The organism is Kitasatospora sp. NPDC094028, from assembly GCF_049543595.1.
Lineage (GTDB): Bacteria > Actinomycetota > Actinomycetes > Streptomycetales > Streptomycetaceae > Kitasatospora.
Map to the genome: position 1 here is coordinate 139374 of NZ_JBMVFA010000002.1, position 15560 is coordinate 154933.

The following is a 15560-nucleotide window of genomic DNA, read 5'->3' on the forward strand; positions in this document are numbered from 1 at the left end:
GCCACACTCGCCCATTCGGACCCAAAAGGCGTCAAAGGAAGGCCAAAGGGAAGCGGAAGCGACCGGCCGCAGCAAAGCTGAGTCGGATCGACTCATGGCTGTTGACTCGTTCGTGCTCCTCATGCATCCTTGAGTCCGTAAAGCTCAACTCTTCCGTGGAGGTATCTACGATGGCACGCGCGGTCGGCATCGACCTCGGTACGACGAACTCGGTCGTCAGCGTTCTGGAGGGTGGCGAGCCCACCGTCATCACGAACGCCGAGGGTGCGCGGACCACGCCGTCCGTCGTCGCCTTCGCCAAGAACGGCGAGGTGCTCGTCGGCGAGGTGGCCAAGCGCCAGGCGGTCACCAACGTCGACCGCACCATCCGGTCGGTCAAGCGCCACATGGGCACCGGCTGGAAGATCAACATCGACGGCAAGGACTTCAACCCCCAGCAGATCTCGGCCTTCGTGCTGCAGAAGCTGAAGCGGGACGCCGAGGCGTACCTGGGCGAGACCGTCACCGACGCCGTCATCACCGTCCCGGCGTACTTCAACGACTCCGAGCGCCAGGCCACCAAGGAGGCCGGTGAGATCGCGGGCCTCAACGTCCTGCGCATCGTCAACGAGCCGACCGCGGCCGCGCTCGCGTACGGCCTCGACAAGGACGACCAGACCATCCTGGTCTTCGACCTCGGCGGCGGCACCTTCGACGTCTCCCTGCTGGAGATCGGCGACGGGGTCGTCGAGGTGAAGGCCACCAACGGTGACAACCACCTCGGCGGCGACGACTGGGACCAGCGCGTCGTCGACCACCTGGTCAAGGTCTTCCAGTCCGGCCACGGCGTCGACCTGTCCAAGGACAAGATGGCCCTGCAGCGTCTGCGCGAGGCCGCCGAGAAGGCCAAGATCGAGCTGTCCTCGTCCTCCGAGACCTCGATCAACCTGCCGTACATCACCGCCTCCGCCGAGGGCCCGCTGCACCTGGACGAGAAGCTCACCCGGGCCCAGTTCCAGCAGCTCACCGCGGACCTGCTGGAGCGCTGCAAGGTCCCGTTCCACAACGTGATCAAGGACGCCGGCATCTCGCTCTCCGAGATCGACCACGTCGTCCTGGTCGGTGGCTCGACCCGCATGCCGGCCGTCGCCGAGCTCGTCAAGGAGCTGACCGGCGGCCAGGACGCCAACAAGGGCGTCAACCCGGACGAGGTCGTCGCCATCGGCGCCGCGCTCCAGGCCGGTGTCCTCAAGGGCGAGGTCAAGGACGTCCTCCTGCTGGACGTCACCCCGCTGTCCCTCGGCATCGAGACCAAGGGCGGCATCATGACCAAGCTCATCGAGCGCAACACCACGATCCCGACCAAGCGCTCCGAGATCTTCACCACGGCCGAGGACAACCAGCCGTCCGTGCAGATCCAGGTCTACCAGGGCGAGCGCGAGATCGCGGCGTACAACAAGAAGCTCGGCATGTTCGAGCTCACCGGCCTGCCGCCGGCGCCGCGCGGCCTGCCGCAGATCGAGGTCACCTTCGACATCGACGCCAACGGCATCATGCACGTCGGCGCGAAGGACCTCGGCACCGGCAAGGAGCAGAAGATGACCGTCACCGGCGGCTCCTCGCTGCCGAAGGACGAGGTCGACCGCATGCGCCGCGAGGCCGAGCAGTACGCCGAGGACGACCACAAGCGCCGCGAGGCCGTCGAGACCCGCAACTCCGCCGAGCAGCTCGTCTACTCGACCGAGAAGTTCATCGCGGACAACGCCGACAAGCTCCCGGCCGACGTCAAGACCGAGGTCGAGACCGCCATCGGCGAGCTCAAGGAAGCCCTCAAGGGCGAGGACATCGCGAAGATCCGCGAGGCCTCCGAGAAGGTCTCCACCACCGCGCAGAAGCTCGGCCAGGCGCTCTACGCCAACGCCGACGCCCCCGCCGGTGCCGCCGCGGCCGGCGACTCCGCCCACGCCAAGGAAGACGACGTCGTCGACGCCGAGATCGTGGACGACGAGAAGCCCAAGGGTGGTGCGTCGGCATGACGGGGAAGCCGCAGGGTGGCAAGCCCGGCGACGACTCCGCCGCCGAGGAGGCCGTGATCAAGGCCGCCGAGGAAGCCGCCGCGGGTGGCTCCGAGGCCGGTGCGGACGAGCTGGCCGCCGCCAAGCGCGAGGCCACCGAGCGCACCGCCGACCTCCAGCGCCTGCAGGCCGAGTACCAGAACTACCGCAAGCGGGTCGAGCGCGACCGGCTGACCGTCCGCGAGATCGCGGTCTCCAACATCCTGGAGTCCCTGATCCCGGTGCTGGACGACATCGGCCGCGCCCGCGAGCACGGCGAGGTGACGGGCGGCTTCAAGTCCGTCGCCGAGTCGCTGGAGACGGTCGTCGCCAAGCTGGGCCTGCAGCAGTTCGGCAAGGAGGGCGAGCCCTTCGACCCGACCATGCACGAGGCGCTGATGCACAGTTACTCCTCGGACGTCACCGAGGACACCTGCGTGCAGATCCTCCAGCCCGGCTACCGCATCGGCGAGCGGATCATCCGCCCGGCGATGGTGGCCGTGGCGGAGCCCCAGCCGGGCACCCAGACGGCGTCCGGCCCGGACGCCGACGCGAAGTCCGCCGACGCGGACAAGGCCGACGGTGGCTCGGACAGCTGACCACCTGTGACAGCTGACACCCAGTGCGCTGCGGAGTCGTACGCCGGCCAGAACGGCGGCCGGCTCCGCAGCGCTCTGTCGACAGCGCCTCGTGCGTGCGCTGTCGACAACGACGCGACGATGGACATCGGGAGGTGGCGGAAGCCATGAGCGGCAAGGACTTTGTCGAGAAGGACTACTACAAGGTCCTCGGCGTGCCCAAGGACGCCACCGCCACCGAGATCAAGAAGACCTACCGGAAGCTGGCGCGCGAGTTCCACCCCGACGCCAACAAGGGTGACGCCAAGGCCGAGGAGCGCTTCAAGGACATCTCCGAGGCGTACGACGTCCTCTCCGACGAGAAGCGCCGCAAGGAGTACGACGAGGCCCGCAGCCTGTTCGCCAACGGCGGCTTCCGCTCCGGCGGCCCGGGCACCGGCAGCTACAGCTTCGACTTCGGCGACCTCTTCAGCGGCAGCCAGGGCGGCGGCGGTGGCGGCGGCATCGGCGACGTCTTCGGCGGCCTGTTCAACCGCACCGGCGGCCGGCAGGCCCAGCCCCGCCGCGGCGCCGACGTCGAGACCGAGGTGACGCTCTCCTTCGAGGAGGCCGTCGACGGCGCGACCGTCCCGCTGCGGATGACCAGCCAGGCCCCCTGCCGGCTGTGCAACGGCACCGGCGCCAAGTCCGGCACCACCCCGCGGGTCTGCCCCACCTGCGTCGGCTCCGGCACCGTCAGCCGCGGCCAGGGCGCCTTCGCGCTCTCCGAGCCCTGCAAGGACTGCCGCGGCCGGGGCATGATCGTCGACGACCCGTGCCCCGACTGCCACGGCAGCGGCCGGGCCAGCTCCGCCCGCACCATGCAGGTCCGCATCCCGGCCGGCGTCCAGGCCGACCAGCGGATCCGGCTCAAGGGCAAGGGCGCCCAGGGCGAACGCGGCGGCCAGCCCGGCGACCTCTACGTCACCGTGCACGTCGACCCGCACCCCGTCTTCGGGCGCAAGGGCGACAACCTGACCGTCACCGTCCCGGTCACCTTCCCGGAAGCCGCCCTCGGTGCCACCATCGAGGTGCCGACGCTGGGCGGACCGGCCGTGAAGCTCAAGCTGCCCCCGGGCAGCGCCAACGGCCTCACCATGCGCGCCCGCGGCAAGGGCGCCACCCGCAAGGACGGCACCCGCGGCGACCTCCTCGTCACCGTCGAGGTCGTGGTGCCGCAGCACGTCACCGGCGACGCGCTGGACGCCCTGGAGCAGTACCGCGAGGCCACCGCCTCCGACGACCCGCGAGCCGCCATCTTCCGGGCGGCGAAGGGAGCGTGACCACCAGATGTCCCCGATGACCCCTGACAGCCCGATCGGGCCCGGCCTCGGCGAGGGCCTGCCCGGCGACGCCCCGCGCCGCACCCGGCGGGCCACCGCTCCTCCGCAGTACGTGCTCACCGAGGAAACCCCGGTGTACGTCATCTCCGTCGCCGCCGAACTGTCCGGCCTGCACCCGCAGACCCTGCGCCAGTACGACCGCCTCGGGCTGGTCTGCCCCGACCGCACCGCCGGCCGCGGCCGGCGCTACTCCGCCCGCGACATCCAGCAGCTGCGCGAGGTCCAGCGGCTCTCCCAGGACGAGGGCATCAACCTGGCCGGCATCAAGCGGATCATCGAGCTGGAGAACCAGGTCGCCGCCCTGCAGTCCCGGGTCACCGAACTCGTCGACTCCCTGGAGGGCGCCGCCGTGGCCCTCCAGCAGCGCGAGGCCGCCGTGCACGCCTCCTACCGCCGCGACCTCGTCCCGTACCAGCCCCCGACCCCGCAGTCGAGCGCCCTCGTCGTCTGGCGCCCCCGCCGCTGACCGGGGCCCCGGCCGCACCACCAGCCGCCGGTTCCCTCCTGTTCGGGGGGTGCCGGCGGCTGGTGTGTGGTGAGAGAGTGCAGTCGGACTGGGCCTTTCCATCGGGCTCGGCCGGTCTGGCATGCTGAAACGTGATTCAGCGTCGGCGCTGATGGGACGCAAGCGTCACGGTAACGGCAAGGAGCCGAAGGTGAGTGAACGAGACCAGCTCATCAGCCTTTCCGTCCTCTCGGCGGAGGCTCGGAAGCTGTATCTGGACGTCGTTCGCGGGGACGGCCAGCTGTTGCCGGGTTCCGGTCCCGAACTTCCCGACGCGGCCCTGGACGAGCTGGTCAGAATCGGCCTGCTGATTCCCGACACGGAAGACCCCGGTACGTTCCTCGCGACGGATCCCGCCCAACTCTCGGAAAGCCTCAGCCACTCCTGGCAGCGTCAGGCACTCGAATTCCTGTCGCGCGCGGTTTCCCTTCCTTCGGAGCTCCAGGAGCTCGCCCAGGAGTTCCACGCCCCGAAGCAGGCCGGCGGGTCGATCGAATACGTCCGCGGAAAGGCGCTGATTCACCAGAGATTGCAGCAATCCGTGGCTTCCGGGATGGAGGAAGGGCTGGCACTTCAGCCTGGCGGTCCCAGACCGCCGGACATTCTCGCCGGAACGCTCGAAAGCGACCTGGACACTCTCCGCAAGGGCACTAAAACCCGGACAATTTACCACGCCAGCACGCGGCATCATCAGCCGACCAGGGATTACGTCGCGACCCTCACCCGTGCGGGAGGCCAGTACCGGACCCTCGACGAGCCCTACACGCGGCTCATCGTCTTCGATCGACGCCTGGCCGTCATACCGATCGGCGACGATCTGACCCTCGCCGCCTTCATCCACGATGCCGCCGTGATCGGCTACCTGGTGGAGGAGGTTTTCGAGCGCTACTGGAGTCGCGCGCTCGAATTCGACGGTGATCGGGCGATTCCGCAGGAAGTGGTGCCCCGCCTGCGGCAGACGATCATCGATCAAATGCTCGAAGGAACCAACCACCGCGTCATCGCACGACGCCTGGGCATCAGCGAGCGCACACTTGCGAGGCACATCGCCGAGATGCGCGAGGAATACAAAGTGGACTCGCTGTTCCAGCTCGGCTATGTCCTCGGCCGCCAGTCCCAGGGCGCCGCGGGGTGACACACCCCGGCCCTACGGTCGGCAGTGGGCATTGACGCCCGGGGATGCCCTCATCGGCTCAACGACAGCCGGACACCCCGCCCGCACTCAGCTCCAGCTGAAGTCGTCGGCGACGGTCACCGCAGCAGCCGGAGCGGCCGCGCGATCGGAGCCCTGAGCGTCGGCCAGGTAAGCCGTGCCAAGTGCCGCTGCGATGGCGAGCGAAAGCACAATCTTGCGGGCAAATCGGCGCATGCTCGGCATGCTCCCACTCCTTCCCTCGGGATTTCGCCACCAACGGCGCCACAGAACTTCGGCTCACATAGTGCCGCACGGAAGAGTTGCTGTCACCTGTGCCGCCTGCACAGGCGTGCGTCATCTCTCTGCCAGTCATCCAGATGACACAGGCCAACCCTGGACGCGGCACGCCCCCGCGATGGACGATCAGTTCGCTCCCGATGGTCCAACAGAGAGCCACACTCTGCCAATGTACCGTCAAATACGCGACAGTTCACCACCGGGATCACCGATCTGAGCAGCCCATATCCCACACCGCGCCGACGCTTCCCCCCCTGGTCGGCAATCTCCCGGAGTCGACATGACCGAGCCCTACCTGCGTCACCGCGACAGCCAGGCCACTGAAGGCCGGCGTGCACGTGTGTTCCTGGCCGCGCCGCTGATGCGGCTGACCGGGCCGGCGGACAGCGTGGTGACGCTCGCCAGCCGGACGCGGCTGACGACGCTCCGCACCACCCTCCTGCGCAGCGGTGCCGCCGTGTACAGCGCGCACCACAGCGACGCCTGGACCGTCTCCGGGCAGGCCCCGGAGCCCCGCGTTCCGTCCGACTTCCGCGCCCTGCAGTCCGCCGACCTGGTGTTCGCCTACGTCGGCGCGCCGCTCTCGGCCGGGGTGAGCCTGGAGCTGGGGTGGGCGTCCGCCCTGCGGAAGCCGATCGTCCTGCTCGTCGACGAGGCCATCACCCACAACCCGCTGATCGCCACCATCGAGCAGGTCGCCCCCGTCCTGCCGCTGGTCTTCGACGACACCTGGTCCCAGGAGGCCCTCCACCACACCGTGGAGACCGCGCTGGACTGGGCGGGCATGGCGCTCTCCCTGCGCGAGGGCTTCTGGACCGCTCCCGGCGAGCAGTTCTCCGTCCCCCGTCAGCACCCCGGCTACTGGCCGACCAGCGCCGCCACCGGCTGAGCAGCGCTCACCCGGGTTCCCCCGTGGTCCGGGCTCCCCGCATCTGCCAGCCCAGTTGGAACAGCGTCTCGGCGTCGTACAGCTCCCGCAGCCGGGCGATGTGGCCGGCCACCGTCCGTTCGCTCAGGCCCAGCCGGGAGGCGATGGCCCGCTGGGTGAAGCCCTGGGCGAGCAGGCGGCCGACCTGCTCGTGAGGCGCCGGTTCGGCGGAACCGGCCGCCAGGGCGGACCAGTTGACGCCTTCCGCGAGCCGCCAGTAGTTCTCGAAGACCTCGGCGAGGAAGGCGACCGTCGCCAGGTCCTCGACGAAGGCCGCGGCGCCGACGCCCGCGGGAATGACCGCCACCGTGCGGTCGAAGATCATCATCTTGGGCAGCGCGAACGGGGCGACCCGGATGTGGCAGCCGAGCTCCGTCAGCTGGGCCGCGAGCTGCACGGTCGGGGCGTCCAGCCGGGCGCCGGTCTCGTAGACGGTGCGGATCGCGCCGCCGAGGCCGAGGAAGCGGCGGGCGTGGTTGAGGATGTCGCCGGCCGCGCCGGCCGGACGGGCGCCGCCCGGCTGCAGGGACAGCGCCTCGTGGAGCAGCTCCTCGGACAGCTGGGAGACCCGGTGCCGGACGTTCTCGTCGCCCTCGACGATCCGGATGGTGCCGGTGCGGTCGTGCTGCCGGGGCGCGGCGTCGTAGGCGGCGGCCAGGTCGCCGAGCAGGTCGGGGAGTTCGTCGGCCTGGCGCAGCAGGCGGGTGCCCGCCGCCCGTAGGTCGGCGCCGATCCGGGCGGTGACCGAGCGCGGGTTGACGGCGCTGAGCGAGCCGTCCATGACGTAGGGCTTGAGCAGCCCGAGGTCCAGCAGCGTCTGGACGGTCTCGGTGTCCTCGGGCCGGATGTCCGTGATCCGGATCCGGCCGCCGGCGCTCAGGATCTCCCGGTAAAGGTCCCGGGCGGTGGCGTCGGGCAGGTTGAAGCCGGGGTCGGTCATGTCTGCTCACCTCGCATCTGCCGGCCGAGTCGGTGGAGCGTCTCGGCTTCGTACTGTTCGCGCGACCGGGCGGTGTGGTCCGCCGCGGTGCGGTTCTTGGGCCCGTCCCGTCGGTCAGCCCGGATCAGGCATCGCTGACGCCCCGCATCCGCCAGCCGAGGTGGAAGAGGGTCTGCGCGCCGTGGCGGTCGCGGAGCCGGGCGATGTGGGCGGCGACGGTGCGTTCGCTGAGACCGAGCCGGGCGCCGATGGCCCGCTGGGTGAGGCCGTGGGCGAGCAGCCGGCCGACCCGGGCGGTGGTGGGGTGCGGGGGCCCGAGGTGGCGGTCGAGAGGGGTGGCCCGGGCCCAGTCGCGTTCGAACCGGCTGACCAGGTAGCGGACGGTGGCGGGGTCGTCGAGGAAGACGGCGCCGGTGTGTTCCTCGCCGGCCGGGATGACGGCGGTCGTCCGGTCGAAGACCAGGAGCCGCTCGTACGGTTCGGGAAGCACCCGGGCCTGGGCGCCGCCCCGGACGCGGAGTTCGATCTGCCGCAGCACCGGGCGGTCGGCGAGGGCGACCGGCTGGTAGAGGGCGCGGACGGCGCAGCCGCGGCGCAGCAGGGCGAGGTCCTCGGGGAGGGCGTCCTGGAGCCCGTCGAGCGGGCGCGGGCCGGTCTGGGCGGAGAGGAACTCCTCCCGGCAGTCGGCGAGGAGTTCGGCGATGCGCCGGCGGACGGCGACGCCGCCGGCGCAGGACACGGTGTCGCGCCGGCGGACGCCCGGCCGCTCGGCGTCACCGGGGCGGTCGGGGCCGCCCCCGCCCCACCCGCCGGTCCCGAGCCTGCCGACCGGGCTGCGGACGGTGTCGTAGGCGCGGGCGAGCGGGGCGAGCCGGTCGGGGAGGTGTTCGGCCTGCCGGAGCAGGCGGATGGCGCGGCCGCGGAGCTCGACGCCGACCCGGTCGCCGAGGGAGCGCGGGTTGGCGGCCGTCCAGCCGGCGGCGGTGGGGGTGACCAGGCCGCGGGCGACGAGGGCGGCGAGGGTCGGGCGGTCCTCGGGGGCGAGGTCCGCGGGGCGCAGGCGTCCGCCGAGGCGCACCGCGGTGAGGTAGAGGTCGCGCTCGGCGGGGCCGGGCTCATCGGTCATCGGGGGCGTCCCTCCTCGGTTCACCGGTCATCGCGGGTGCCGCGCATCAACCAGCCGAGCTGGAAGAGGGTCTGCGCGCCGTGGCGGTCGCGCAGCCGGGAGATGTGGGCGGCGACGGTGCGTTCGCTGAGGCCGAGCCGGGCGCCGATGGCCCGCTGGGTCAGGCCGCGGGCGAGCAGCCGGCCGACGCGTTCGGGGACGGTACGGGCCGGGCCGAGGCCGAGCGCGGCGGCGGCTTCGGTGGAGTCGGCGCGGGCCCAGTCCCGTTCGAAGGCGCCGACCAGGAAGGCCAGCGCGGCCGGGTCGGTGATGAAGGCGGCGGTGTTGTCGTCGTCGCCGGCCGGGACGACGGCGACGGCGCGGTCGACCACGATCAGCCGGGGGAAGGGCTCGTCGAGCACCCGGATCTGCGAGCCGTGCCGGACGACCTCCTCGGCGTAGGCGAGGGCGGCCGGGTCGGCGAGGGCGGCGGGCTGGTAGACGGTGCGCAGCGTGCGGCCGCGCTGGAGCAGCCGGACGTCCTGGGCGAGGACGGTCCGCATGCTCTCGGCGGGCCGGCGGCCGGGCTGGGCGGTGAGCACCTCGGTGCGGCAGTCGGTGACGAGCTGGGTGATCCGCTGGCGGATGTGGACGTGGCCCTCGACGTAGACGGCCTCGCCGACGCTGCGGCCAGGCGGCTGGGACAGCGTGTCGTAGGCGCGGGTGAGGCCGTCGAGGGCGTCCGGCAGGCTCTCCGCGCGGACCAGCAACCGGGTGGCCTCGCTGCGCAGTTCGGCGCCGAGCCGGTCGCTGACCGCGCGCGGGCTGACGGCGGTGTAGCAGTGGGCCAGCGGGTTGGGGGTCAGCAGGCCGAGGTCGAGGAGTTGCCGGAGCGCGGCCTGGTCGATGCCCCCGGCTTCGGCGAAGGCGAGGCGGCCGCCGTCCGAGACGACCGCGAGGTAGAGCCGCTGGGCGGCCTCGTCGGGTTCGTCGCCGACGGTCCCCGCGGGCCGTACCGGCCCGGTACCCCCCGGGGCCTGCGGCCGGTGCTTCGGCGCGACCGCCGGTTCCGCCGTCACGTCGCACACTCCCTGCCGGACAAGCCTCTCCCCCTGTTGCCGCCCCGGGCCGCGCGGCCGGCGATGCCCGCCGGCGCGAGGTGCCCGCCGGGCGGAACCGTCCGCCGGCGGGGAGGTGCGAGCGGAGGCGGCCGAAGCCGCGTCCGGGCCGGTCCCGCCGGGTGCGATCACGGTACCGGGCGATCGGCGGGCCCCCGGGCCCGGGTGCCGTCGCACACCGGGGCCCCCGGGGGCCGCCTTCACCACGCCGTGTCGTGGGCGCTCCCGTCGAGGCGGAGCAGCAACGCCTCGACGGGTCCGGTCCCGGCAGCCATCACCACACATGGCTGCCGGCCGGTGCTCTTCCCCCCCGTTCCACCGGCGCGGGACGATGCGCCGACGGTCAGTATCGAAGAGCGAGCGCCACCATCGGGCTGCGGTTGCCCGGAGGACTTGGCGTGCCTCCACCTTCACAGGCGTGACGCCCGGTGAACAAGTGCCGCCCGAGTGCAGGTTCGCGCAATTGCAGCTACCTGCACGGCGGGGTGGGTGCGACGAGTCGGGCGGCGGGTCGGATTCCGGTGAAGGCCGAGGTCGGCATGGGGGTGCCGGCGGCCCGGCGGGGTGCCGCGGGCCGGCCGCCGGCGGGGTTTCCCGCAGCTGCGGGTTCCTGCAGCGGCGGCCCGGGCGCCCCGGGGGGCCGGGGGTTCAGCGGGCGAGCAGCCGGCCGCGGGCCAGCCCGGCGGCGGTACCCCCCGCGGCGAGCAGCCAGGCGACGGCCAGCAGCAGGTAGAGCCCGGCGGCGAGCGCGGTGAAGCCGCCGAAGCCGGTGTGCCGGGCGAGCGCGGAGGCGCCGGTGACGCAGGTGCCGACCGGGAAGGTGAATGCCCACCAGGTCATCGCGAAGGGCATCCCGGCCCGGCGGGCGCGCAGGTTGGCGGTGAGCGCGACGGCCAGCCAGAGCATCGCGACGCCGATCACCGCGACGCCGTACAGCTCGGCCAGCGAGCGCATGGCGGGGGCCAGTTCGGGCAGCACCGGGCGGGCGGCGTCGGCGAGCTGGTGGACGGCGGTGACGGACTGGCCGAGCGGCCCGAGCACCAGGAACAGCGAGGGGGTGAGGACGAGGGCGGGCAGCTTGCTGTGGAACAGCCCGGTGAACACCACCGGCAGCAGCACCAGGGTGGCCAGCAGCCCGATCCCGAACAGCGCCCAGCAGCCGTACAGCATGGCCTGCTGCGGCGGGCCGGCGGGCAGGTGCGGGACGAGCGCCGGGCCGCAGGCGGAGGCGACCAGCGGGGCGACCACCGGCAGCAGCCAGGTCGGATTGGCCGTCAGGGCGGACACCTGGTGCCGGGTGATCATCAGGTACGGGATGCCGCCGGCGACGGCCAGCGCGTACAGCGTGCCGAGGCTCCACAGCACCGCGTCGAGGGCGACGGCCGGGCCGGTGCCGATCACCCGGGAGCCGAGCAGCAGGGTGCCGAGGCCGACCGAGAGCAGCGCCATCGGCGGGCAGCCGTAGAAGACGGCGGTGGCGGGTTCGTCCAGCAGGTGGCGGCGGGCGGCGGCGCGGTGCCGGGTGAGGTGGCGCAGCCGGCCCGCGGCGAGCACCAGCAGGGCGGCCAGGGCGAGCGCCCACACCGCCTCGCCGAAGCCGATCAGTCCGGGCAGCCGGACGGGCAGCACGGCGGCGCCGTTGGCCAGGATCGCGGTGCCCATCACCGCCGCGTACCAGTTCGGGCCGAGCTGGGAGAGGTCCGGCCGGGGGAACCGGGAGAGCCGGGGGCGGGGTGCGGTACGGGCGAGCGGGCGGACATCGGCCAAGGTGGACATGCCTCCACGGTCGCCGCCCGGGCCCGCCCGCGGTAGCGCCGCGGACTCTATGGGGGCATAGCCTGGACCTATGGCTCTCTCTCCGCACGTCCCCGAACTGGGCGCCCTGGAACTCCTGCTCGCGGTGGCCCGGCTGGGCAGCGTCGGACGGGCGGCGGCCGAGCTGGGCGTCAGCCAGCCGACCGCCAGTGCCCGGATCAAGGGCATGGAGCGGCAGATCGGCGTCCCGCTGCTGGAGCGCTCGCCGCGCGGCTCGAAGCCGACCGAGGCCGGCCGGCTGGTGGTCGAGTGGGCCCGGCAGGTGGTGGAGGCCGCGCAGGCGCTGGACGCCGGGATCGACGCGCTGCGCGAGCGGCGGGACGCCAAGCTGCGGGTGGTGGCCAGCCTGACCGTCGCCGAGTACCTGATGCCCGGCTGGCTGCTGGCACTGGCGGAGGTCAGCCCGGGGACGGCGGTGACGCTGCGGACGGCGAACTCGGCGGAGGTCGCCGGGCACGTGCTGGCCGGGGACGCCGACCTCGGCTTCGTCGAGGGCCCGTCCACCCCGCCGGGCCTGGCCGGCGCGGTGGTGGCGGCGGACCGGCTGGTCGTCGTGGTGGCGCCCGGCCACCCGTGGGCGCGCCGCCGCTCCCCGCTCACCGGGGCGGAGCTGGCCGCCACCCCGCTGGTGCTGCGCGAGCCGGGCTCGGGCACCCGCGAGGTGCTGGAGGCGGCGCTGGAGCCGTACGGCGGCGCGGTGCGCCCGCAGCTGGAGCTGGCCTCGTCGACCGCGCTGAAGGCGGCGGCGATGACCGGGGCGGGGCCGGTGTGCCTGAGCGAGCTGGCGGTGCGGGAGGAGCTGGTGACCCGCCGGCTGGTCGCGGTGCCGCTGGCCGGGGAGCTGGACCTGCGGCGCCCGCTGCGGGCGGTGTGGCCGGCCGGGCAGCGGCCGGGCGGCCCGGCCCGGGAGCTGCTGGGGCTGACCCGGCGGGCGGCCGACCGGAATCCGCCGAGCAGAAGTTGAGTGGAATAGACTCAACATAGTGCATGCTGTACGTAGCAGCAGTGAAGGACGACGAGGGAGGAACCCCCAGCAGTGGACGCCAGCAAGTTCACCACCAAGACGCAGGACGCCCTGTCCGCCGCGATCCGGCAGGCCGGCGCGAACGGCAACCCGGACGTCAGGCCGGTGCACATCCTGATCGCCCTGCTGGAGCAGCCCGAGGGCGTCACCAGGCCACTGCTGGAGGCGGTCGGCGCGGACGCCGCCCGGGTCGACGCCGAGGCGCGCCGCCAGCTGGCCGCCCTGCCGAGCGCGATGGGCTCCACCGTCGCCGCCCCGCAGCTCGCCCGGGACACCCTCGCGGTGCTCACCGAGGCCGGCCGGCGCGCGGACGACCTGGACGACCAGTACGTCTCCACCGAGCACCTGACCGTCGGCCTGGCCGCCGAGGGCGGGCCGGTCGCCGAGCTGCTGGTGCAGCAGGGCGCCACGCCCAAAGCCCTGCTGGCCGCCTTCAAGGACGTGCGCGGCAGCGGCCGGGTCACCTCACCGGACCCGGAGGGCACCTACAAGGCGCTGGAGAAGTACGGCACCGACCTCACCCAGGCCGCTCGGGACGGCAAGCTCGACCCGGTCATCGGCCGTGACCACGAGATCCGCCGGGTGGTCCAGGTGCTGTCCCGCCGCACCAAGAACAACCCGGTGCTGATCGGCGAGCCCGGCGTCGGCAAGACCGCCGTGGTCGAGGGCCTGGCCCAGCGCATCGTGGCCGGCGACGTGCCGGAGTCGCTGCGCGGCAAGCGGCTGGTCGCGCTGGACCTCGGCGCGATGGTCGCGGGCGCCAAGTACCGCGGCGAGTTCGAGGAGCGGCTGAAGGCCGTACTGAACGACATCAAGGACTCGGACGGCCAGGTCGTCACCTTCATCGACGAGCTGCACACCATGGTCGGCGCGGGCGCCGGCGGCGACTCCGCGATGGACGCGGGCAACATGCTCAAGCCGATGCTGGCCCGCGGCGAGCTGCGGATGGTCGGCGCCACCACCCTGGACGAGTACCGCGAGCGGATCGAGAAGGACCCGGCCCTGGAGCGCCGCTTCCAGCAGGTGCTGGTCGGCGAGCCGAGCGTCGAGGACTCGATCGCCATCCTGCGCGGTCTCAAGGGCCGCTACGAGGCGCACCACAAGGTGCAGATCGCGGACGCCGCCCTGGTCGCCGCCGCCACGCTGTCCAACCGCTACATCACCTCCCGCTTCCTGCCCGACAAGGCGATCGACCTGGTCGACGAGGCGGCCTCCCGGCTGCGGATGGAGATCGACTCCTCCCCCGTCGAGATCGACGAACTCCAGCGCTCCGTCGACCGGTTGCGGATGGAGGAGCTGGCCCTGGAGAAGGAGTCGGACCCGGCCTCGGTCGACCGGCTGGCCCGGCTGCGCCGCGATCTGGCCGACAAGAACGAGCAGTTGAGCGCGCTCACGGCGCGCTGGGAGCAGGAGAAGAAGAGCCTCAACCGGGTCGGCGAACTGAAGGGCCGGCTCGACGACCTGCGCGGCGCGCTCGAACGGGCCCAGCGCGACGGGGACTTCGAGCGGGCGTCCAAGCTGATGTACGCCGAGATCCCGGCCGCCGAGAAGGAGCTCACCGACGCCCAGGAACGCGCCGCCGACCAGGACTCCTCCGCCTCGATGGTCAAGGAGGAGGTCGGCCCGGACGACGTGGCCGACGTGGTCGCCTCCTGGACGGGCATCCCGGCCGGCCGGCTGATGGAGGGCGAGAGCGCCAAGCTCCTGCGCATGGAGGAGGAGCTGGGCCACCGCCTGATCGGCCAGGCCGAGGCCGTGCAGTCCGTCTCGGACGCGGTGCGCCGCACCCGCTCCGGCATCGCCGACCCGGACCGCCCGACCGGCTCCTTCCTCTTCCTCGGCCCGACCGGCGTCGGCAAGACCGAACTCGCCAAGGCCCTGGCCGACTTCCTGTTCGACGACGAGCGGGCGATGGTCCGGATCGACATGAGCGAGTACGGCGAGAAGCACTCCGTCTCCCGCCTGGTCGGCGCCCCGCCCGGGTACGTCGGCTACGAGGAGGGCGGCCAGCTCACCGAGGCCGTCCGCCGCCGCCCGTACAGCGTGGTGCTGCTGGACGAGGTCGAGAAGGCCCACCCGGAGGTCTTCGACGTGCTGCTCCAGGTGCTCGACGACGGCCGCCTCACCGACGGCCAGGGCCGCACGGTGGACTTCCGCAACGCGATCCTGATCCTCACCTCCAACCTGGGCAGCCAGTACCTGGTCGACCCGGCCATCCCGGAGGAGCGGAAGAAGGCGCTGGTGCTGGACTCCGTCCGGGCCGCGTTCAAGCCGGAGTTCCTCAACCGGCTGGACGACATCGTGGTCTTCGACCCGCTGAGCACCGCCGAGTTGAGCCGGATCGTCGACCTGCAGGTGGCCCGCCTCGGCGAGCGGCTGCGCGAGCGGCGGCTCACCCTGGAGGTCTCCGACGCCGCCCGCGACTGGCTGGCCCTCACCGGGTACGACCCGGCGTACGGCGCCCGGCCGCTGCGCCGGCTGGTGCAGTCCGCGATCGGCGACCAGCTGGCCCGGGAGATCCTCTCCGGGCGGGTGCACGACGGCGACACCGTGCTGGTCGAGCGGGACGAGGAGGGCGACCGCCTCACCGTCCGCGGCCGCGGGCCGCTGGAGAAGTAGCCCGATCCGGTACGGCCACGGGTACGGGTACGGGCCGTGCCGCCGCGCACGAGGCGTGGCGGTACGGCCCGTACCCGTTGG

13 protein-coding genes are annotated in these 15560 nt (G+C 72.7%); 8 read left to right on the plus strand and 5 right to left on the minus strand.

All coding sequences use genetic code 11. The features are described from left to right. Positions 1-170 precede the first annotated feature (170 nt). From dnaK to ACPC54_RS03680, 5 genes are all read left to right on the plus strand, one after another. On the plus strand, positions 171-2015 hold the full coding sequence (gene dnaK / locus ACPC54_RS03660) for a molecular chaperone DnaK (RefSeq protein ID WP_498960794.1): 1845 nt from the start codon (positions 171-173) through the stop codon (positions 2013-2015). Continuing rightward, positions 2012-2632 (plus strand): nucleotide exchange factor GrpE, encoded by a 621-nt coding sequence (gene grpE / locus ACPC54_RS03665; protein WP_498960796.1) that lies wholly within the window; start codon positions 2012-2014, stop codon positions 2630-2632. The genes dnaK and grpE overlap by 4 nt, the downstream gene beginning before the upstream one ends. Positions 2633-2778: 146 nt before the next feature. Then, positions 2779-3933, plus strand: a complete 1155-nt coding sequence (dnaJ, locus tag ACPC54_RS03670) for a molecular chaperone DnaJ (protein ID WP_498960798.1) — start codon at positions 2779-2781, stop codon at positions 3931-3933. 16 nt (positions 3934-3949) lie between these two features. Next, positions 3950-4459, plus strand: a complete 510-nt coding sequence (locus ACPC54_RS03675; RefSeq protein ID WP_498960800.1) for a heat shock protein transcriptional repressor HspR — start codon at positions 3950-3952, stop codon at positions 4457-4459. A gap of 190 nt (positions 4460-4649) precedes the next feature. Further along, positions 4650-5633, plus strand: a complete 984-nt coding sequence (locus ACPC54_RS03680; protein ID WP_498960802.1) for a hypothetical protein — start codon at positions 4650-4652, stop codon at positions 5631-5633. 87 nt (positions 5634-5720) lie between these two features. Here the strand turns inward: ACPC54_RS03680 and ACPC54_RS03685 are convergent, their stop codons facing one another. Further along, positions 5721-5876, minus strand: a complete 156-nt coding sequence (locus tag ACPC54_RS03685; protein ID WP_498960804.1) for a hypothetical protein — start codon at positions 5874-5876, stop codon at positions 5721-5723. A gap of 334 nt (positions 5877-6210) precedes the next feature. Between ACPC54_RS03685 and ACPC54_RS03690 the strand changes: the two genes are divergently transcribed. Next, a complete protein-coding gene (locus ACPC54_RS03690) occupies positions 6211-6819 on the plus strand; it encodes a TIR domain-containing protein (protein ID WP_052706358.1) in 609 nt (202 codons plus the stop codon). Positions 6820-6826: 7 nt separating this feature from the next. On the opposite strand, the gene ACPC54_RS03695 is transcribed toward ACPC54_RS03690, so the two are convergent. The 4 genes from ACPC54_RS03695 to ACPC54_RS03710 form a co-directional block, all read right to left on the minus strand. Next, entirely contained in the window at positions 6827-7798 is a 972-nt protein-coding gene (locus ACPC54_RS03695; RefSeq protein WP_498960806.1) for a LuxR C-terminal-related transcriptional regulator, read from the minus strand. A 124-nt stretch (positions 7799-7922) separates the two neighbouring features. After that, positions 7923-8924, minus strand: a complete 1002-nt coding sequence (locus ACPC54_RS03700) for a LuxR C-terminal-related transcriptional regulator (protein WP_498960808.1) — start codon at positions 8922-8924, stop codon at positions 7923-7925. A gap of 20 nt (positions 8925-8944) precedes the next feature. Then, positions 8945-9982, minus strand: coding sequence for a LuxR C-terminal-related transcriptional regulator (locus ACPC54_RS03705; RefSeq protein ID WP_498960810.1), 1038 nt, complete (start codon positions 9980-9982; stop codon positions 8945-8947). Between the two features lie 687 nt (positions 9983-10669). After that, positions 10670-11797 (minus strand): TDT family transporter, encoded by a 1128-nt coding sequence (locus ACPC54_RS03710; protein WP_498960812.1) that lies wholly within the window; start codon positions 11795-11797, stop codon positions 10670-10672. 70 nt (positions 11798-11867) lie between these two features. Here ACPC54_RS03710 and ACPC54_RS03715 point away from each other — a divergent pair, with 70 nt between their 5' ends. Together ACPC54_RS03715 and clpB are read left to right on the plus strand one after the other, a co-directional pair. After that, on the plus strand, positions 11868-12800 hold the full coding sequence (locus ACPC54_RS03715) for a LysR family transcriptional regulator (RefSeq protein WP_498960814.1): 933 nt from the start codon (positions 11868-11870) through the stop codon (positions 12798-12800). Positions 12801-12872: 72 nt separating this feature from the next. After that, positions 12873-15479: an ATP-dependent chaperone ClpB gene (clpB, locus tag ACPC54_RS03720; RefSeq protein ID WP_498960816.1), complete on the plus strand. Its 2607-nt coding sequence runs from the start codon at positions 12873-12875 to the stop codon at positions 15477-15479. Positions 15480-15560 lie beyond the last annotated feature (81 nt).